This window comes from Kitasatospora sp. NPDC001664 (assembly GCF_053596675.1).
Genome location: NZ_JBSFGS010000006.1, coordinates 210,664 through 228,765, shown reverse-complemented (window position 1 = coordinate 228,765; position 18,102 = coordinate 210,664). Strand labels below are relative to the sequence as shown.

The following is an 18,102-nucleotide window of genomic DNA, read 5'->3' as shown; positions in this document are numbered from 1 at the left end:
GCCGAGGTCAGGATGTGGCGTTGGTGACGAGACCGGTGTAACCCGAGAACAACTCGTCGGTCAGCGGAGCGCACAGTCCCTCCCTCACCAGAAGACCGGCCACCGCGTGCACCTCGGTGCCCGCAACGGCCTCGGCGTCCGCCAAGACCACGGGGTGCCCGCCTAGCAGCAGTCGCAGCGCGGGCTCCGCCTTCGCGGCGAAGGTGAGGCGCCGACCGGCCGCGGTCACCTCCACCGAACTGTCGCCCGAGCGGATCTCCGGGGGGAAGTTGGTCGTGCAGACCGCGCCCTTGAGCGGACCGAGGACATCCAGGTGCGGCACCTGCCGGGCCGGGGCAGCGGTCCGCTCGTAGTCGCCGAGGAACGCCGCAGGAGGTCGCGACTCCAGCAACTCCTGCGCGGCGGCGATCAGCTGGGCGGTGTCGGCTTCAGGCCCGCGGTCGAGGTCGCGCCGGAAGACCTCCTGATCGCGGCACCAGTCACCGAGCCAGGACATCCAGCTGGCCCCGGTGCGCTTGGTGATGCCGAACGTGACGTGCAGCGAGTGGCCTGCGTCTCCGTGACCGACACGAGTGGCCCGGTGCCAGTGGCCGCGCGGGATGTGCATCACCTCGCCGGCGCGCAGGATCCCCGACCAGATCACCTCCTCGCTCGGCGTGGAGTTCGGGTCGGCGTCCCGGTACATCGGCGCGGTACGGGAAGTGCCACGCACCTCCCAGCCCTTCTCGCCCGCCAGCTGGACCACGATCACATCGTGGTCATCCCAGTGCAGAGGGAAGCCCTCCGCCTCGCCGGTGGTCCAGTAGACGTTCACCTGGACCCGCTCCCGGCTCCACCACTGCAGCGCCCGGCAGGCCACCTCCAACGTGGGGTCAGCGACGTTCGCCTGGTCGAGGATCAGCGTCGCGCCCTCGTTGAGCAGTCGCCCCAGAGCGTTCATGTTGACCATGGAGGTGCTCTGGCCCCGAGGACTGACGCTGTCCGTGTAGTAGACCGCCGGATGGACCTCCACGCCGCGCTGGAACACCCGGAACTGCGGGCGGGCGAGACTGCGCCGCATCACCAGGTCGAGCAACCGGTGCGGGGTGAGCAAGCGCCCCGGTAGGCCCTCCACCCCCATGTGTCCCCGCGCAAACTGCTCTCCGACCGGCTCCGGCCCTGTCCATTCCAGAGCCGACTCCACAGCGCTGATCAACCCGTGCTCCACACGAACCTCCCCTGAACTCGATGACCCAGCAGGACCGGCCGGTGGACACCCCACGATGGGTGCGCCCACCGGCCGGCTCACTCACTCGCTCTCGTGCAGATTCCCGTCGCCTCCCGGCCACGGGTCGTCCCCTCCGGAGCCGGCGTTGTCCGACCGGAGACTGTCGTACCGATCGTGCACCGCCCCCAACTCCTCGACGGCGATCAAAAGTTCGTCATCCATAAGCGCTCCTCTCGTGCCCCCGGACAACATCCGGGGGCTTCGACTGCGGAGTCCTCGATCGGACATGGCCCTGCCAATCCAGAGCCGGGACCAGCTCCGCACTGGTCGCTCATCATGACCCCGAAGTCACCCAACGTCATATTCAAAGAGAAATGCCGATGGTCCCGGCCCTGTGATACTCAGGACGATCGACAAGCGACTCGGGAGGCGCGCGGTGCTGCATCACGCCACTCGTACGGCCGACCGAATCCTCATGCCCTCGGCCTCTGACAGAAGTTGACGGGTGGTCAGCGGATCTAGACTCGTGGGTCCCCGGTCTTCGGCTTGGCAGCCGATGACCGGACCGGCGCTGCAGCACTGCAGCCGCCTGCTGATCAAACTCGACAACCTGGAGGCCCCGATGCCCGAGAAGGTCACCAAGGAGAAGGTGCTCGCTTACGTGGTGCGCGACGGGAGGCTCCTGGTCTTCCGTCACACCGACTACACCTACGAGGAGGTCGGCATCCAGGTTCCGGCCGGCAGCATCCGCGAAGGGGAGACCCCGGAGGCGGCCGCGCTGCGGGAGGCCCGGGAGGAGACAGGGCTGAGCGACTTCAAGATCGTCAGCAAGTTGGGTGAGGACGAGTACGACATCAGCCCGTACCGGGCCGAGATTCAGCGCCGGCATGTCTTCCACCTGGAGCTCACCGAGCCCACCCCGGAGCGCTGGATGAGCCAGGAAGACCACGACGGCGAGCAGGAGCCCACCCACTTCGAGTGCTTCTGGATCCCGGTGGAGACCGCACACATCCTCCAGTCCGGCCAGGGCGCACTCCTCGGGCGCCTGCCCGACTAACCACACGGCAAGGAGGAAGCCGGCGCGCAGCACCGAACTGCACCACCTGCTCGACGACGTGGCCGACTCACCCCTCCGCCCTTCGGGTTGTCGAGCCTCGCCGCGCCAGGGAGATGCCCGCTCTGCCGCTCCACGAGATCTACTCAGGAAGGTACTTGATGCCCTTTCGGCCGACCGGCGACACCCGGCACGACCTAGTGGCGGCGCACGCCAAGGCCGCGATGTTCCTGGGCCTCGTGTGCACCGGACCGCCTCTTTTCGGCACCTCCGGCGCCACCATCGGTCGTCGAACCGAGGACACCTGGCTCCGCGTTTCCAGAAGCGGCCGCACGAGGGCACCCAGGCCGACCGGCCAAGGCGCCCTTGGAGCTGAACAGCTCCTCCCCGGTTCCGTTCCGCGGCCCCGGCTGCACGACACCGTCGACTGGACACAAGGGAGTTGGTTCTATCAGGCCGATCACTTCGACCTGGCGGGGCCGGCGGTGTCCACGACACCGGATCTCCGTGACGACCCCGGACTGGACAACACCTGGTGGAGCGGCCTCAAGAGTGCGCTGGCTGGCATCGCCACTGCACCCGGCACGAAGATCACCCTGCGCCAGAGCTGGATCGACGAGGTCTTCCCGAGGTACATCGGCATCCCGGCACCCGCACCCGTCGATCGCGTCGTCGGCCACGGGGACCTCCAATGGGCCAACCTGACAGATCAGCCGCTCAAGATCCTGGACTGGGAGCGCTGGGGCCTCGTACCGGTCGGCTACGACCCCGCTGTTCTGTGGGTCAGCAGCCTGCTCGTGCCGACCATCGCGGACCGGATCCGAGCGGAGTTCGCCGAGGTCCTCGACACCCCCGCCGGTCGGGTTGGCCAGCTCGTCGCACTCGCGGAGATGCTCCAAGCCGTCGACCGCGGGTACTACCCGGAGCTGGCACCACTCCTCGCCGACGCCTCGTACAGCCTCACCGGTGCTCGTCCTCCGCGTTGATGCCGCTCGCCGGGAAGCCACACAGCTCATCAGGGACCTCCAGACGGGGTGACCCCTCAGCAGGAGTGGAAGCGGCCGCACGCCGCAGGAGCGGCCTGGCACTCCGGTGCGGGCATGCGCCGCCGCCTTGCAGAGCCGGTATTCTCCTACGGCACTGGCCACATGGGGGGAACCATGCCGCATCAGCTGCTCGCCGTCCCGGGGAATCTCCTTGTCCGCTGGAGGGACCGTCCTGCCCGCCGCGCAGAGCGGGCAATCGCCGACCTGCGCCTCGCGCTTCAGCTGCTCGGCGTGGCGGTGCCGACCGACCACATCGCCGATCATCTGCGAGCTCGGTACCGCCGAACGCCAACCCGCTACCTCCCCGCCGCCGGCTGGATCGGAACGTTCGCGGCGATGACGATCACCCAGCGTCTCAAGTTGGCTTGGGTGGATGGCTCGGTCCTCGCCACGGACTCCGAGATTGTCCTCAGCATCCTGTGCTTCGTCCCTGTGTTCATCGGGGAGCTCTGGCCCAACGACCGCCGGAGGGAGGGCCTGATCAGGGACTTGCTGCGGGCAGTTGGGGCCTGCAGCAAGGCGAAGGTAGTGCCTGCCGCTGAGCGGAGCCAGCCGATGAGGGTCCTGGCGCGCCGGTGTCAGAGCGTCAGATTTAGCCTGCCGAACCTGCGGAGCAAGTTCACTTCCGCGCGAGAGCTTCAGCGGCACGTCTGGCAGGCTCGGGTGGGGCTCTACGCGACGCAGCGCCAGCTCGATGTGAACCCGGATCAGGCCCTCCGCGACCTGGCTGTGCAGCTCACGACGATCGCGGACCGGTGCGCTGCTGGCCCGACGCTTCCGCTGCTCGACCCCATCGTCGATCAGGCCGGCCAGGACGCCAGGCCCCCCAGAAACTACGACTGGGTGCGCCGGATAGGCGTTGTGCTCTTCTCGGCGGGCGGGGTCTGGTGGGCGAGCAACCTCCCCCTCGAAGGAGCTGCTCAGGTCTTCGTGATCGGCCTCGTACCGTTCCTCGCGTTCGTCCTCTTCTACGGCGTGAACCATGGGCTGGACCTGCTCTCCCGCTGGACCGGAGGAGGCCAACCCCAGGATGCGCCGACGGTGCTTGAGCCGGGCGAAGTGCCGGACCTGGGCAACCGGCCCCAGCAGACCCCGACGGTGGAGAGCCGTACACCGTCAGCCCGGCCGTGACCGTTCAGGAGGTGGCGGCCCTGCAGTTAGCCGGCTCCCGCAACGTGGTGCGAGTGCCGGTCTGCTTCCGAGCGGTGCGTGGGAACAGACCGGGGCCGAGGGGCCGACCAGGCGGAGTCGCAGGGCGTAGTAGGCCCGGAGGGCCGAGGGGTCACCAGGCGAGGGGTCCGCGGTTGTAGAAGAGACCGCCGGTGGGGCCGTCATCGGGGAGGGTGGCGAGCCAGACGGGTGTGTCTGCGGCTTCCTCGGGGGTGCGGTCGGTCTCTTCGTAGGCCATGCGGGTGTTCATCCTGCCGGGGGCTGCGGCGTTGACGAGGATGCCGGTGCCGTCGAGTTCGGCGGCGAGGATCTGGGTGAGGGCGTTGAGGCCGGCCTTGGAGACGCGGTAACTCACGTTGCCGGTGCCCATGTTGTTCTGGGAGCCGAGGTGGCTGGTGATGTTGACGATCCGGCCGAAGTTGTTCTTCCGCATCTCGCCGATGGCAGCGGAGCTGAGGCGCCAGGCGCCGAGCAGGTTGGCGTCGAGGGTGGCTCGGACCTTCTCGAAGTCGGGTGTCGCGGCTGGCTGTTGGCGGTCGATGGCGACGGCGGCGTTGTTGACCAGGATGTCCAGACGGCCGAACGGGGCGGCGACGTCGGCGACGGCGCGGGCGACGCTCGCGGGGTCGGTGACGTCGAGGACGTGGGAGTGCACCATCAGGCCCTTGCGACCGAGGGCGGTCTCGGCGTCGCGGCCGGCCAGCCTGTCGCGCACGCCCATGACGACATGGATGCCCTGTGCTGCGAGTTGGGCCGCGATGGCGAAGCCGAGGCCGCGGTTGCCGCCGGAGACGAGTGCGACGCGCTGGTCCGAGAAGTCGGTCATGCGATCAGTGTGGCGAACTGGGCGTCGAGCTTCTCGACCCGGGGGTCGTTCTTGGCCAATGGGATTGCCGAGCGGGCGCGTTGGGCCCGGGTGACGTTTCGCTGCGACGGGGCGTCGCGGATCAGTTCGACGGCGGACTCCAGCAGGCTGATCGCCTGCTCGGCGTCGCCGAGGGCCGTGTGGGTGGCGGCGGAGCCGATGACGTAGGTGGCGCGGTCCCGGGTCTTGGCCGACGGCATGAGCGCCAGTGCGGTGGCGAAGGCGCGCTCGGCCTGCGCGGGCCGCCGCAGGTCGGTGTGGCAGGTGGCGGCTTGGGCGTGGAACTCGGCCTCGTCGAAGTACATGGTCCAAGAAGGGTCGCCGTCGGAGGGCTTGGACCGGTCGAGGGCGCTCTCGGCGGCGGCCAGGAGGCGGTCGCAGGCGAGGCGGTTGCCGCAGGCGGCTTCGGCGCGGGCCTGGCGGAGCAGGAGCATCGCCATGGTCCGGGGGGTGACAGGGCCGGCACCCTCGACCGCGCTGCGGGCGAGGGCGAGGGAGTCCTGGACGAGGCCGTGGTCGTAGCACTGCAGGCTCATCGACTTGAGGATGTTCGCGCCGATCGCGCGGTCGGCTCCGGTGTGCGCGGCGCGGAGCGCGGTGGTCCAGTACCGCTGGGCGGCGGCGTGCAGTCCGGCGTCGAAGGAGGCGAATCCGGCGATGCGGCCAAGCTCGGCCGCAAGCCGGTGGAGCCGTCGGCCGGCGGCGGCACTGTAGGAGGATTCGGCCAGGATGCTGGTGACGATGGCGAGTTCGGCATCCATGAGCCTGCGGGCGCGTTCGCCGCCGCAGGCCGCCTCCAGTCTCCGCAGCCGGGGCAGGCCTGCCTCCATGCTGTCGACGAGGTCGTCGCTGGTCCGGCCGCCGACGAGCACGGCGGTCAGGGCCTGCGGTTCGACGGCCAGCCACTGTTCGGCGAGGCCGGTGAGCGCGGGCCCGCCCAGTTTCATGAATCCCCGGCGGTCAAGCAGCGCGTGCTCCAGGGTGTCGTCCAGTGCCTGGAGCGTCCCCGCGCTCGTCCAGGGGAAACCTGTCCGGATCGCTTCCCCGTCGGGCAACCAGCCGGGCCAGCCGAGGCGGTGGACCTGTTCGGAGGTGATGGCGAGCTCGTCCGCGAGGGCGAGCTGCGCGGGCAGGTCGGGCTCAACGCCCCAGTTCTCCCAGCGCCAGACCTTGGTGCGGTCGGCCGCGCCCTTGGTGCGGCGGGCCACGATGCTCGCCACCTGCTGCAGCGTCCAGTCGTTCGCCGAGCGCACATAGGTCAGCGGGTGAACGAGCGGCCAACTGCGCTTGTCCTTCGCCATCGACATCCTCTCGGGCGACACCAGAGCGTAGCGAGATGCACACGATCAGTCGATCGTACTGGGTGGGCTGGTGGGATCAGAAGACGACAGGAAGACGACAACCCGGCACTGGAGAACCGATGCTGACGTCGGGTTAGCTTGGGTCTCCCCCGAAGGGTGACCGGTCGCGCAGAGGCGGCCGGTCCCACCGGGGGGACGTGCGGTCTCGGGGGACCCCTTCCGGTGGATGTCCGGATGGTGACCCTGATCGTGCGACGGACGGCCTTGGTGCGCAGCCCTCGTCTGGCGGCACCCGCGGCAGTCCCGCCCCGTCCAGGACCGGGAGCACTCCACCGTCTCAACGGGCGGCACCTCCAGTGCCGCTCGGCCGCAGCCTGCGGCCGGCGGCCGCCCCGGCCGTACCCCGTCTGGCTTCCCGCCAGCAGCACGCAGTGAACCCGGCTCGTCGAGCACACCCTGGCATCCCCGCGCGGGAGCCGGAGGTGCCACCTCGTCGCGCCCAGACTCCGGAGGTGCAAGCACCATGAACCGAACGACCGGATTTCGCAGGGCCGTTGTCACCGGAGGCGGCGGCTTCATCGGCTCGCACCTGTGCGACGCCCTCATCCAGGCGGGCACCGCAGTGGTGTGCGTCGACAACTTCCTGACTGGCAACAGGGACAACGTCGCCCACCTGCTCGGCACGGACGGCTTCGAGCTGCGCGTCCAGGACGTCACCGGCCCTCTCGGCATCGCGGGCGACGTCGACCTGGTGCTGCACCTGGCCTCGCCCGCCTCTCCGGTGGACTACCTGCGCCACCCGATCCCCACCCTGGTGGCCGGCTCGATCGGCACGCTGAACGCCCTGGAGCTGGCCCGTGCCAAGGGTGCCCGGTTCCTGCTCGCGTCCACGTCCGAGGTGTACGGCGACCCGCACGAGCACCCGCAGCGCGAGAGCTACTGGGGCAACGTCAACCCGATCGGCCCCCGCAGCGTCTACGACGAGGCCAAGCGCTTCGCGGAGGCCGCCACCGCCGCCTACCGCCGCGAGTACGGCGTCAACACCGCCATCGTGCGGATCTTCAACACCTTCGGCCCGAGGATGCGGGCCGACGACGGCCGCGCGGTGCCCGCCTTCCTCACCCAGGCGCTGCTCGGCGAGCCCCTGCAGGTCACGGGTGACGGCGGCCAGAGCCGGTCCCTGTGCTTCGTCGACGACACCGTGCGCGGAGTGCTGGCTGTTGCCGGCAGCGCTCACCCCGGGCCGGTGAACCTCGGCGCCGAGGGCGAGATGACGGTGCTGGAGATCGCCCGGCAGATCCTGGAGCTGACCGACTCTTCCTCGACGGTCGAGTTCGTCGGCCTGCCCGAGGACGATCCGGTGCGCCGCCGCCCCGATATCTCCCTCGCCTGGCGGGAGTTCGGGTGGAAGCCCGAGACGGAGACCGCCAAGGGCCTGGCCGCCACCGCCGACTGGTTCGCCGCCCGCCACTACGCCCAGGCCGCCCGGTGAGCCGGGCCACGACGCTCGACACCCCGGGGCCGGGGCAGTCAGGCCCAGCCGCGGAGCGGCTGCGCACCCACGGCTTCACCGTCGTGCCGGGCATCGTCAGCGACCCTCTGCTGGGCCGGCTCCGCGAGGAGGCCGACACCCTCGTCACCGGCTTCACCGAGGGTCACCGCGCTGAGGACTACTGGTCGTTCACCGCCCAGAGCAGCGGCCAGGAAGTGCTCTACCGCATCCACAACCTGGACCGGCAGAGCGGGGCGCCTCTCGCGGCTGGGCTGTTCGCCGCAGGCCCCCTGCACCACCTCGCGACGCAGCTGCTCGGCTGCCCGGTGCGGGCCCGGGTGATGGCGATGATCGTCAAGATGCCCCAGCTGGCCGCGCCGGTGCCCTGGCACCGCGACCGGGTCGACACCCCGCCCGGCACCGCGATCAACCTGAGCCTGTTCCTGGACGCCTCCGACCCCGGCAACGGCTGCCTGGAGTTCGTCCCCGGCTCCCACCACCAGGCGGACGAAGCCGACGTCGCGGCACTGCGCGAGGCCGGCCCCGTGCACCCGGTGAGCGCGCGGGCGGGCGATGTCGCGGTCCACGACGTGCGCGTCGTCCACGCCTCCCGCGCCAACCCGAGCGTGCGGCCCCGCCGCAGCATCTGCATCGAGTTCGTCCCCATGGAGGCAGCCTCATGAGCACCCCGCACTCCGCCGGCCCGGTCAGGCCGAAGGTCGCCACCATCACGGTGGGCACCAACGAGGCCCGCTGGATCACCTCCTGTCTTTCCTCCCTGCTCGCCAGCGAGACCCCCGGCGTCGACCTGAGCGTCTGGTACGTCGACAACGCCTCCACCGACGGCAGCACCGACCTGGTGCGCGGCTCCTTCCCCGCGGTCCGGGTCATCCAGAACCTGGCAAACCTCGGCTTCGCCCAGGCCAACAACGTCGGCATGCGGGCCGCGCTCGCAGACGGCGCCGACTACGTATTCCTCGTCAACCCCGACACCCGCACCCCGGCCGACCTGATCGCCCAGCTGACGGCGTTCATGGAGGCGTGGCCCCAGTACGGCATCTGCGGGCCGATGCAGTACGAGTACACCGACGAGCAGGAGATCGCCCTCGGTGAGCACAACGACTGGTCGCGAACCGCCCTGCGCTGCGGCGAGGCGGACGGCTTCGTCGGCGACCGGCCCGAGCGCCCCTCCCCCGCCGGCCCCGCCGAGGGCCGGGCCCCCGACACCCTGGAGCACGCCTACGTCCAGGGCGCCGCCCTCTTCGTCCGCGCCGACGTACTGCGCACTCTCGGGGTGTTCGACCGGGTGTTCCACACCTACTACGAGGAGACCGACCTGTGCCGCCGCGCCCGCTGGGCCGGCTGGAGAGTCGCCCTCAACCTCAACCTCGGCATCCAGCACTACGGCGGCGGAGGCACCGGAGCCAGCACCTACCGCCGGGTGCAGATGCGCCGCAACCGGTACTACTTCCTCGCCACCGACATCACCTGGCCGATCGGCGACGCGCTGACGCTGGCCGGGCGGTGGCTGTGGGAGGACCTGCACGGCCGCTCGGTCGGCGGCGACACCACCGTGGCGCGCGGCTGGGCCGAGACCGCGACCGCGGCGTGGTGGCTGCTGAAGCTCGCCCCCACCATCGTGGTGCGCCGCCGCGCCCACCGCCGTCTGCGGGGCGACCGCCACGCCGAGCGCTGTACCGGGGGTACGGCATGACGAGGCTCCTGATCGCCGGGGACTTCCACTGGCAGGCCGGATCGGCCCACATGATCGCCGAGTACGTGAAGGCCGCGCCCGCCCTCGGTTGCGAAGTCGCCCTGGCCGGACCGCTGTGCCGCCTCGACGGCCAGGTCCCCGACCTGCTGCCGGTCGTCCACGACCTCACCTGGGGCACCCACCTGGTCCTCGTCTTCGAAGGACGCCAGTTCCTCGACGAGCAGCAGGTGGAGCTGTGCGAGAAGGTACCGCGCGAGCGCCGGATCGTCCTGGACCCCGACGCCCACTGGGGCGAGCACACCGTCCTCGGCGAGGACGACTCGGCCGGCCCCTACGGGCACCAGCCCTGGCAGGACCTGTACCGGCGCCTGAGCGACCGCATCCTCCAACCGCGCCTGGGCCCACTCCCCGTCGGCGCCGAGTTCTTCAGCTACTTCGGGATGCCCAAGCCGCACCGCAGCCCCGAGCGGGCCCCCGATCCGGCCCAGCTCCCCTACGAGCTGCAGTACGTGGGAGCGAACTGGTGGCGCTGGGACGCCTGGGCCGACCTGGTCGAAGCCGCCCGTACCGCCCGGCCGCCGCTGACGCGTATCCGGGTGTGCGGCCGGTGGTGGACCGGCGAACCGCACCCCGACCACCCGGTCGCCACACGCAACCAGCACGGCTGGCTCACCGCCCGCGGCGTCCAGACCGCCGGCCCGGTCCCGTTCGGCCGCGTCATCGCGCAGATGGCCCAGGCCGCGATCACCCCGGTGCTCGTCCGGCCCCTCCTGGCGCACCAGCGCCTGCTCACCCCGCGCATGTTCGAGACCCTCGCGGCTGGCACCGTGCCCGCCCTTGCCCCCGAACTCGCCTACACCACCGACCTGTTCGGCGACGCCATCACCCCGTTCATCCTCGGCGGCCATCCCGCCGACGACCTCGCCCGACTGCTGCGCGACGCCGCCGCCAACCGCCGCCGCCTCGCCATCATCCAGCAGCACCTGCACGAGCGGTTCAACTACCGGCGCGTGCTCGCCGAACTCCTCGCCTTCACCCACTGATCCGGGAGGCCCACCCATGCCCAACATCGTGATCACCGGCGTGACCAGCTGCGAGAGCCGGGGCGTCGAAGCCCTGGTCCGCTCGCTCGCCACCCAACTCGCCCACGACGGCACCCGGGTGACCGTCCTGACCCAGACCCCCGACCTCGACCAGCGGATGCTTGCCGACACCGGAGCCGTCTGCGTCGCCGACCCGTTCGTCGTCTCCCGCTCCTGGTTCCAGCTCCGCCCGGTGGAGACCACCGCACACCTGGAGCAGCGCGCGAAGCGGCTCATCGCGGACGCCGACCTCGTCCTGGCCACCGGCGGAGACCTCCACACCTCCGACTACGGCGTCTCCACCCCCTACCTGCTCGCCCTGACCGCCGCTCAGGCCGCGGGCGTGCCGACCGCGATGCTGGGCCAGTCGGTCGGCCCGTTCACCGACCCGGCCGAAGCCGCCGCGTTCACCACCGTCGCCACGGCGTGCGACCTGCTCACCGTCCGCGAGGCCACCAGCCACCGCTACCTCACCTGGAACCTCAGCCTGCCCGGGGAGAAGGTCCGGCTGTCCGCCGACCCGGCGTTTCTCCTTCGACCGGCCGACCGGGCCCGCACCGAACAGCTCCTCGGCGCGGCCGGCCTCGCCCCCGGCCGCGGGTACGTCTGCCTCGTGCCGAGCCGGGGCGTCACCCGCTACAGCCAGGTCACCGACACCGGCCACCTCGCCGCTCTGCGGCACCTCGCCGAGCAGCTCCACCACATCCGCAAGGCCCCGATCGTGCTGGTGCCGCACTGCCACGACTCCCGCGAGCACAACGACGACCGCATCCTCGCCCGGCAGATCGCCAGCCACCTGCCCGACGGTGCCGTGCACGTGCTGGACGACGACCTCGGGGCCGCCGAGTACAAGGCGGTGCTCGGCGGCGCGGACCTGGTGGTCTCCGAGCGGCTGCACGCCTCCATCGCCGCACTGTCCAGCGGCACCCCGGCCGTCGCCATTGGGCACTCCCCGAAGTTCCACGGCGTCCTCGCCGACACCTACGGCACCGACGTCCCGGCGGGCCAAGTCCACTACGACGTCGCCGCGTTCACCGCCGATCAAGGCGCTGCCCAGCGGATCGCCGAACTCGAGACTGCGGCCCTGCGTGAGCACCTCGCCACGCGACTGCCCGCCATCACCGCGCTCGCGGCCGGCGACATCCGCCGCGTCCAGGCCCTCCTGGGCAGTTGACCCCCGCACCCCTCACCTTCGAAGGAGAACTCCCTGTGCCCACCCACCTGGTGACCGGCGGCGCCGGCTTCATCGGCTCCCACGTCGCTGACCTCCTCCTCGCCCGGGGCGACACCGTCGTCGTCCTCGACAACCTCGACGGCGGCAAGCGCGGGAACGTGCCCGACGGCGCGGACCTGATCGTCGGCGACATCGCCGACCAGGCCATCGTCCGGGACGTCTTCGCCGCCCAGCACTTCGACACCGTCTACCACCTCGCCGCGTTCGCCGCCGAGGGCATCAGCCACGCCGTCAAGCACCACAACTACAACGTCAACGTGCTCGGCAGCATCAACCTCATCAACGCCGCCCTCGCCACCAAGGTCGGCTACTTCTCCTACGCCTCCTCCGTCGCCGTCTACGGCACCGGCCGCGTGCCGATGTGCGAGGACGACCACCCGCAGCCCGCCGACAGCTACGGCAACGCCAAGCTCACCGTCGAGCGCGAACTCGCCATCACCGCCCACCTCCAGGGCCTGCCATTCACCGCGCTGCGGATGCACAACGTCTACGGCGAGCGCCAGAACATGGGCGACCCCCTGCGCAACGCGGTGGCGATCTTCATCAACCAGATCCTGCGCGGCGAACCGATCACCGTCTACGGCGACGGCAGCCAGCAGCGCGCCTTCACCTACGTCCACGACATCGCCGCCTGCTTCCTCGACGCCGCCGCCAACCCGAACCACTGGAACCGGGTGATCAACGTCGGCAGCCAACAACCCTGCACCGTCCTGGACATGGCCCACGCCGTCCGGATCGCCATGGGCGTCCCCGACCACCCGATCCGCCACCTGGAAACCCGTGAGGAGGTCCGTGCCGCCTACACCAGCAGCGAACTCGCCCGCGTGCTGCTCGGCAACTGGCAGGACACCCCGCTCGCCCAGGGCCTCGCCGCCACGGCCTCCTGGGCCAAGCAGCACGGCCCCGTCACCCCTACCACCAGCCTGGTCCTCGAAGCCAGCGCCGACGACCAGCCCGAGTGGTACCGCACCGCGACGGCGGCCCAGCGGTGACCGCCGCGCCCACCACCCCGGTGGCCACGATCGCCACCGACGTCGGCGGCGTCCTCTACTACGACGAGCCCTTCGAACTCGCTTGGCTCCAAGGCGTCCTGGAACGCGCCGCCCAGGCCGACCCCCGCTTGACGATCGAGACCTTCACCGACCGGATGCGCTGCTTCTACCTGCGCCGCGCCTCCGCCACCGCCAGCCCCGGCCTGTTCACCCCGGCTGGAGCCGAGAGCTGGCGAGCGGTCCGGCACAACTGGGCCGCGCTCGCGCAGATCATCCCCGGTGCCCTCGACGCCCTCGACGAACTCGCCGCCGACCGGCCGGTGTGCGTCGTCGCCAACCAGCCCCCCGAGTGCCAGGCCGTCCTGGACGAGACCGGCGCCACCAAGCACCTCGCCCTGGTCGCCCTCGACACCCTCGTCGGGCACGCCAAGCCCGACCCGGCCCTGCTCCAGTGGGCCATCGACCAGCTCGGCTGGCAGACCCACACCACCCTGATGGTCGGCGACCGGCCCGACCACGACGCCGCCCCCGCGCAACGGATCGGCGCACAGGCCGCCCTGGTCAACCCGCCCACCGGCTGGACGACCCCGCCCGGCATCGACCCCGCCGTCGTGACCGCCTACGAAGCCGTACGCGCCGAGCGCCAGCAGGTCCGCCACCACCCCGCCGCCCACCGCAGCCGCCGCGTCCCCGACCTCGCCGCGCTCCGCCCCGCCCTCGGCAGTCCGCCGAGGGCCCCGGGCCGGGGCAGCATCCGGGCAGAGGAGCCGAGAGGATGACGAACCCGCCGCTCACCCTGGCGATGTGCAGCAACCGCGCCAGCCTCCTGCCCGCTGCGGCCGAGCGCCTGCGCCGACTGCTCGGCCCCGACGACCAACTGCTCCTGGTCGTCGACACCGCCGCCGACCAGCGAATCCACCGCCTGCTCGGCCCGGCTGCCCGGGACGAGCGCGCCCGGGTGCTGTTCAACGGGCGCAACATCGGGCTCTCCTACAGCCGCAACCTGGCCATGAAGGAAGCCGTCACCCGGCACCTGCTCTTCCTCGACGACGACATCGTCGCCACCCGCGCGGCGATCGAGCACGTGCGCGCCGCCCTCGCGGTCGGCGCGCACGTCGTCGGCACCCGCATCACCGCCGACCTCCAAGGCCGCCGGGCACCCGGGTTCCTCACCGACGGCCAGCTGCACTACCTCGGCTCGCACCACCCAGACCTGCCCGCCAGCATCTGGGGCGGCTGCTTCGCCCTCGACCTCGACCACGCCCGCCTCCTCGGCGTCGGCTTCGACGAACACCTCGGCCGCACCGGGCACACGCTCAGCTCCGCCGAGGACACCACCCTCGTGCGGCAGCTCGTCGCCCGCGGTGCCACGGACACCGTCCTGGACTACGTCGAAGTCCGCCACCTCATCCCCGCCGACCGCCTGCGGCTGCGGTACCTCCTGCGGCGGGCCTACTGGCAGGGCCGCAGCGAGGTCCGCCGCCGCACCGCCGCCCAGGGCCTGGCGAAGGAGTGGAAGCGCAACCGCTCCGTCGGCCGGCCCGCCCTCGCGCTGCTCTACACCGGTGCGGTCCTCGTCGGAGAACTGCACGAGGTCCTCGACCGGGACCCGAACACGGGGAGGACGGCATGAGGGTGGCGATGCTGAACCCGCCCTACCGCTACGGGCAGGACCCCACCCAGTGGATCACCGTTCCGCCCCAGGGCTACGGCGGCATCCAGTGGGTCGTCGCCACTCTGCTCGACGGCCTGCTCTCCGCGGGCTGCGAGATCATCCTCGCCGGAGCACCGGGCAGCGCGAACCGGCCCGGGCTCACCACGGTGGACACCGCCGACGCGGCGGCCACCCTGGGCGCGCTGCGGGCGTTCGGTCCCGACGTCGTCCACGACCACGCCGACAACGGCTTCCTGCACGGACCGCTGCCGTGGCCGACCGTCCGCACCCACCACCTCACCGGCCCACCCACCAACCGGAACAACGCGGTGTACCTCTCCCACGCCCAGCGCGCTGCTACCGGAGCTCGCACGGCGCCGGTCATCCGGCTGCCGGTCAACCCGGACCGGTGCACCTACCGAGAGAAGAAGCAGGAGTTCCTGCTGTTCCTCGGCCGGGTCTCCGCCCACAAGGGCGTACGCGAGGCCGCCGCCCTCGCCCGGGCCGCCGGCCTGCCCCTCAAGGTGGCCGGACCTGCCTGGGAGAAGGACTACCTGCACGGCCTCCTGACCGACTACCCCAACACCGTCGACTACCTCGGAGAAGTCGGCGGCACCGCCCGCACCGAACTGCTCGCCGACGCCTGCGCGCTCCTGGCCCTGTCCCAGCCCCGGGGCGGCCCGTTCGGCGGCGAGTGGATCGAACCGGGCGCCACCGTGGTCTCCGAGGCGGCGGCCAGCGGCACTCCGGTCATCGCCAGCGACAACGGCTGCCTGCCCGAGATCGCCACCCACGTGGGAGCGGTCATCGCGGCCGGGCACACTCCGGCTCCCGAGCAGGCCCGGCAGATCCTCGCCGGCCTGCCCACTCCGGAGTACGTCCGGAGTGTGGCTGTCGAACGGTGGGGCCACGAGGTGATCGCCGCGAAGTACCTGCAGGTCTATGAGCGGGCCGCAGCCGGAGAAACGTGGGCCTGAGCGATCACGCTGAGCGCTTCCCGGCAGCGATCCGCTGCCGGGAAGCCTCGTACAGCACGGCGGTCGCAGCGTTCGCGGCGTTCAGCGAGCTCGCCGCGCCCGTCATCGGGATGCTGACCGTGTAGTCGCACAGGTCCCGCCAAGTGCTGCTCAGCCCGGTGGTCTCGTTACCGATCAGCAGCAGGGTCGGCTGGGTGAAGTCGAAGTCGAAGACGTCGCAGTCGCCCCTCTCGTCCGTACCCACCAGCACGACCGGCTTCCCCCGGTCCCGCTGGGCGTCCACCCACTCGGTCACCTCGGCCGGCGACGGCACCCGGACCGCCGGGAGGGCGAAGATGCTGCCAGTGCTGGCCCGCACCGACTTGGAGTCGTAGACGTCGGCGGCGTGCCCCGACACGATCAGCCCGTGCGCGCCGAAGGCGTCGGCGGACCGGATGATGCTTCCGATGTTCCCCGGGCTGGTGGGCCGGTCGAACAGCACCCCAAGGAAGTCGTCCTCGACCTCGATGCGGCCGAGGTCGTCGGCCGGCATGCCGACCACCGCGATGACCTCCGGGGCGTTCTCGTTCTTCTCGCCCAGGTCCGCCAGCATGTCCGGTGCCATCGAGATCCGCTCGGCCTTCACCGTACGGAGAAGGTCCTCTGCCCAGCGCGACAGGTTCCGCTTCCCGTCGTAGATCAGCGCATGGATCGGCCAGCCATGCTCGACTGCCAGCGAGATGGGACGGACGCCTTGCACGAGGAACTCGCGAGCGCGGGTCCGCTTGTTGCGGTTGGTCAGCAGCGACTCCCACTGCTGAAACCGGGCGTTGCGGGAATTCATCCGCTGGACCGCTGGCACCTGTTCCTCCAAGGTGAGCCGACAACCACGATGCGTTCCGAGCCCTCGGAGTCCGCACCAGCGCACCTCGAAGGTTACACGCGCAGCCTGCCTGGGAATGCCGTCGGCTCATCCGGGGCGTGGGGCTGAGGCACCACAGATCTCGGCATCGTCGGCACCGGCGCTCAGGATGGTGCGGGCCTAGCCGATCCGTACGCAGAATCGGTGTCGCGGGCTTCCGCGCCGCAATCCAGTCAGCAGCCTGAACAGCTTCACGCGCCACTCGCAGCGGTCTCTTCGGAAGCCCACGAGGCTACGGCGTGGCCAGCAGGCCGCCAGCTCCGGCCTCGGCAGCCAGCACGTCCTTGAACCGAGGCGGCATCAAGTTGAGGGCGCCGATGGCCTCGGGGGTCAGGGGGATCTCCTCAAGGAGGTACTCACCACGGTCGTCCCGCTCGAACTCGGGCCCGGAGCGATCGGCGAAGTTCCACCTGGTGACCCGCGCGACGTAGAAGTGCTCCGTCTCGCCGGCGGTGTTCGTCAGTTGGTGGAGGTGGCGCAGGACCTCGGCTTCGCCGGCGATCTCCTCGCGGATCTCGCGCAGCAGGGCTGCCTCGTTGCTGGTATCGGTGTCCTCGACACCACCGCCGACGAGGACCCAGTACGGGTCAGCGCCGGGCTTGATGCGCTTGATCACGAGTGTGGTGCCCGCCGGGGTGACGAGGATGGCGCGAACGCGCTGCTTCGGCATGGTGGTCTCCATGGTGCCTGTCAGGGTGGCCAGTTGGGCTGTCAGTCGCCGTCGATGTTCAACGTCTACGCGCTGACGAAGGATGCGGTGGAGCCGGCGAAGGAAGGCAATTACGGCAGCGGCGTCGTCAGGCTGGCCCCGACCGAGCCGCGCCCGAACGGGTTCGTCAGGTACACCACGTTGCTACCCCTCCAAGGGGCGATGAGGACCTCGCCTCCGGGTGGACCAGCGTCGTCATCGCCACGTTACGACCCCTCCGGGGGGGGCGATAAGGACCACCTGGGCTGCCGGGAGGACTGCCCAGCCTGCATGTTGCTACCCCTCCGAGGGGCGATGAGGACCGGCCAACTCATCGGCGTGGACATCATTCACAAGCGGTTGCTACCCCTTCGAGGGGCGATGAGGACCGGCGTGCGGGCGGCCACGACCAACCCGGAGCTGATGTTGCTACCCCTCTGAGGGGCGATGAGGACGTCCACCACAGGGTCGGTGTTAGTAAAGGTCGCCTCCACGTTGCTACCCCTTCGAGGGGCGATGAGGACGCGGCTTCCGCACCCGTCCACCCTCGGAAGTCCCCGGTTGCTACCCCTCTGAGGGGCAATGAGGACCGGCCGCGGGCGTGTGCCCGTACCACCAGGCCGCGTTGCTACCCCTCTGAGGGGCAATGAGGACTGGTCGCCCGGATCGTGGAGCTCGCCCTGGAGGAGTTGCTACCCCTCTGAGGGGCGATGAGGACGCGGTGT

General features: G+C 70.8%; 18 protein-coding genes and 1 CRISPR repeat array (1 of these 19 only partly in view). Of the genes, 12 read left to right on the top strand and 6 right to left on the bottom strand.

From position 1 onward, the window contains the following. Nucleotides 1-7: 7 nt before the first annotated feature. The gene (locus ACWCYY_RS11460) at nt 8-1,207 is read right to left on the bottom strand and encodes a JmjC domain-containing protein (RefSeq protein ID WP_449795821.1); all 1,200 of its coding nucleotides are present in this window, start codon (nt 1,205-1,207) and stop codon (nt 8-10) included. A gap of 81 nt (nt 1,208-1,288) precedes the next feature. Further along, complete coding sequence (locus ACWCYY_RS11455) at nt 1,289-1,429, bottom strand: hypothetical protein (RefSeq protein WP_449795820.1); 141 nt, start codon at nt 1,427-1,429, stop codon at nt 1,289-1,291. A 334-nt stretch (nt 1,430-1,763) separates the two neighbouring features. On the opposite strand from ACWCYY_RS11455, the gene ACWCYY_RS11450 reads away from it, so the two are divergent. From ACWCYY_RS11450 to ACWCYY_RS11440, 3 genes are all read left to right on the top strand, one after another. Then, nucleotides 1,764-2,264 carry an NUDIX hydrolase gene (locus tag ACWCYY_RS11450; protein WP_449795819.1) on the top strand — a complete coding sequence of 167 codons (501 nt, stop codon included), beginning with the start codon at nt 1,764-1,766 and terminating at the stop codon, nt 2,262-2,264. Nucleotides 2,265-2,422: 158 nt separating this feature from the next. Next, on the top strand, nt 2,423-3,247 hold the full coding sequence (locus ACWCYY_RS11445; protein WP_449795818.1) for a hypothetical protein: 825 nt from the start codon (nt 2,423-2,425) through the stop codon (nt 3,245-3,247). 174 nt (nt 3,248-3,421) lie between these two features. Further along, nucleotides 3,422-4,438, top strand: a complete 1,017-nt coding sequence (locus tag ACWCYY_RS11440) for a hypothetical protein (RefSeq protein WP_449795817.1) — start codon at nt 3,422-3,424, stop codon at nt 4,436-4,438. 151 nt (nt 4,439-4,589) lie between these two features. Here the strand turns inward: ACWCYY_RS11440 and ACWCYY_RS11435 are convergent, their stop codons facing one another. After that, the gene (locus tag ACWCYY_RS11435) at nt 4,590-5,303 is read right to left on the bottom strand and encodes an SDR family NAD(P)-dependent oxidoreductase (RefSeq protein WP_449795816.1); all 714 of its coding nucleotides are present in this window, start codon (nt 5,301-5,303) and stop codon (nt 4,590-4,592) included. Further along, nucleotides 5,300-6,643 carry a hypothetical protein gene (locus ACWCYY_RS11430; RefSeq protein WP_449795815.1) on the bottom strand — a complete coding sequence of 448 codons (1,344 nt, stop codon included), beginning with the start codon at nt 6,641-6,643 and terminating at the stop codon, nt 5,300-5,302. The genes ACWCYY_RS11435 and ACWCYY_RS11430 overlap by 4 nt, the downstream gene beginning before the upstream one ends. A 523-nt stretch (nt 6,644-7,166) precedes the next feature. Between ACWCYY_RS11430 and ACWCYY_RS11425 the strand changes: the two genes are divergently transcribed. Genes ACWCYY_RS11425 through ACWCYY_RS11385 form a run of 9 tightly spaced genes read left to right on the top strand, consistent with a single transcriptional unit; the run spans nt 7,167 to nt 15,788 of the window. Then, nucleotides 7,167-8,135 carry an NAD-dependent epimerase/dehydratase family protein gene (locus tag ACWCYY_RS11425; RefSeq protein ID WP_449795814.1) on the top strand — a complete coding sequence of 323 codons (969 nt, stop codon included), beginning with the start codon at nt 7,167-7,169 and terminating at the stop codon, nt 8,133-8,135. Continuing rightward, nucleotides 8,132-8,818, top strand: a complete 687-nt coding sequence (locus ACWCYY_RS11420; protein WP_449795813.1) for a phytanoyl-CoA dioxygenase family protein — start codon at nt 8,132-8,134, stop codon at nt 8,816-8,818. Before ACWCYY_RS11425 ends, ACWCYY_RS11420 begins: the two co-directional genes overlap by 4 nt. Next, nucleotides 8,815-9,849 (top strand): glycosyltransferase family 2 protein, encoded by a 1,035-nt coding sequence (locus ACWCYY_RS11415; RefSeq protein ID WP_449795812.1) that lies wholly within the window; start codon nt 8,815-8,817, stop codon nt 9,847-9,849. Before ACWCYY_RS11420 ends, ACWCYY_RS11415 begins: the two co-directional genes overlap by 4 nt. After that, nucleotides 9,846-10,892: a glycosyltransferase family protein gene (locus ACWCYY_RS11410; protein ID WP_449795811.1), complete on the top strand. Its 1,047-nt coding sequence runs from the start codon at nt 9,846-9,848 to the stop codon at nt 10,890-10,892. The genes ACWCYY_RS11415 and ACWCYY_RS11410 overlap by 4 nt, the downstream gene beginning before the upstream one ends. A gap of 16 nt (nt 10,893-10,908) precedes the next feature. Then, nucleotides 10,909-12,105 carry a polysaccharide pyruvyl transferase family protein gene (locus ACWCYY_RS11405; protein ID WP_449795810.1) on the top strand — a complete coding sequence of 399 codons (1,197 nt, stop codon included), beginning with the start codon at nt 10,909-10,911 and terminating at the stop codon, nt 12,103-12,105. Between the two features lie 35 nt (nt 12,106-12,140). Further along, the gene (locus ACWCYY_RS11400) at nt 12,141-13,157 is read left to right on the top strand and encodes an NAD-dependent epimerase/dehydratase family protein (protein ID WP_449795809.1); all 1,017 of its coding nucleotides are present in this window, start codon (nt 12,141-12,143) and stop codon (nt 13,155-13,157) included. Next, entirely contained in the window at nt 13,154-13,936 is a 783-nt protein-coding gene (locus ACWCYY_RS11395) for an HAD family hydrolase (protein ID WP_449795808.1), read from the top strand. Before ACWCYY_RS11400 ends, ACWCYY_RS11395 begins: the two co-directional genes overlap by 4 nt. Further along, nucleotides 13,933-14,790, top strand: a complete 858-nt coding sequence (locus ACWCYY_RS11390; protein WP_449795807.1) for a glycosyltransferase family 2 protein — start codon at nt 13,933-13,935, stop codon at nt 14,788-14,790. Before ACWCYY_RS11395 ends, ACWCYY_RS11390 begins: the two co-directional genes overlap by 4 nt. Continuing rightward, nucleotides 14,787-15,788, top strand: coding sequence for a glycosyltransferase (locus ACWCYY_RS11385; RefSeq protein ID WP_449795806.1), 1,002 nt, complete (start codon nt 14,787-14,789; stop codon nt 15,786-15,788). Before ACWCYY_RS11390 ends, ACWCYY_RS11385 begins: the two co-directional genes overlap by 4 nt. Before the next feature lie 4 nt (nt 15,789-15,792). Here ACWCYY_RS11385 and ACWCYY_RS11380 read toward each other — a convergent pair whose 3' ends face one another. Beyond that, entirely contained in the window at nt 15,793-16,629 is an 837-nt protein-coding gene (locus ACWCYY_RS11380; protein ID WP_449795805.1) for a TrmH family RNA methyltransferase, read from the bottom strand. Between the two features lie 292 nt (nt 16,630-16,921). Further along, nucleotides 16,922-17,371 (bottom strand): NUDIX hydrolase, encoded by a 450-nt coding sequence (locus ACWCYY_RS11375; protein WP_449795804.1) that lies wholly within the window; start codon nt 17,369-17,371, stop codon nt 16,922-16,924. Nucleotides 17,372-17,670: 299 nt separating this feature from the next. Continuing rightward, nucleotides 17,671-18,102: a CRISPR direct-repeat array (repeat unit 30 nt; unit sequence GTTGCTACCCCTCTGAGGGGCGATGAGGAC) (it continues 259 nt past the right edge of the window).

Bases quoted from the DNA above. Each gene is read 5' to 3' on its own strand.
- ACWCYY_RS11455 (WP_449795820.1), bottom strand. From the start codon at position 1,429: ATGGATGACGAACTTTTGATCGCCGTCGAGGAGTTGGGGGCGGTGCAC.
- ACWCYY_RS11450 (WP_449795819.1), top strand. From the start codon at position 1,764: ATGACCGGACCGGCGCTGCAGCACTGCAGCCGCCTGCTGATCAAACTC.
- ACWCYY_RS11445 (WP_449795818.1), top strand. From the start codon at position 2,423: ATGCCCTTTCGGCCGACCGGCGACACCCGGCACGACCTAGTGGCGGCG.
- ACWCYY_RS11440 (WP_449795817.1), top strand. From the start codon at position 3,422: ATGCCGCATCAGCTGCTCGCCGTCCCGGGGAATCTCCTTGTCCGCTGG.
- ACWCYY_RS11435 (WP_449795816.1), bottom strand. From the start codon at position 5,303: ATGACCGACTTCTCGGACCAGCGCGTCGCACTCGTCTCCGGCGGCAAC.
- ACWCYY_RS11430 (WP_449795815.1), bottom strand. From the start codon at position 6,643: ATGGCGAAGGACAAGCGCAGTTGGCCGCTCGTTCACCCGCTGACCTAT.
- ACWCYY_RS11425 (WP_449795814.1), top strand. From the start codon at position 7,167: ATGAACCGAACGACCGGATTTCGCAGGGCCGTTGTCACCGGAGGCGGC.
- ACWCYY_RS11415 (WP_449795812.1), top strand. From the start codon at position 8,815: ATGAGCACCCCGCACTCCGCCGGCCCGGTCAGGCCGAAGGTCGCCACC.
- ACWCYY_RS11410 (WP_449795811.1), top strand. From the start codon at position 9,846: ATGACGAGGCTCCTGATCGCCGGGGACTTCCACTGGCAGGCCGGATCG.
- ACWCYY_RS11405 (WP_449795810.1), top strand. From the start codon at position 10,909: ATGCCCAACATCGTGATCACCGGCGTGACCAGCTGCGAGAGCCGGGGC.
- ACWCYY_RS11390 (WP_449795807.1), top strand. From the start codon at position 13,933: ATGACGAACCCGCCGCTCACCCTGGCGATGTGCAGCAACCGCGCCAGC.
- ACWCYY_RS11385 (WP_449795806.1), top strand. From the start codon at position 14,787: ATGAGGGTGGCGATGCTGAACCCGCCCTACCGCTACGGGCAGGACCCC.
- ACWCYY_RS11375 (WP_449795804.1), bottom strand. From the start codon at position 17,371: ATGGAGACCACCATGCCGAAGCAGCGCGTTCGCGCCATCCTCGTCACC.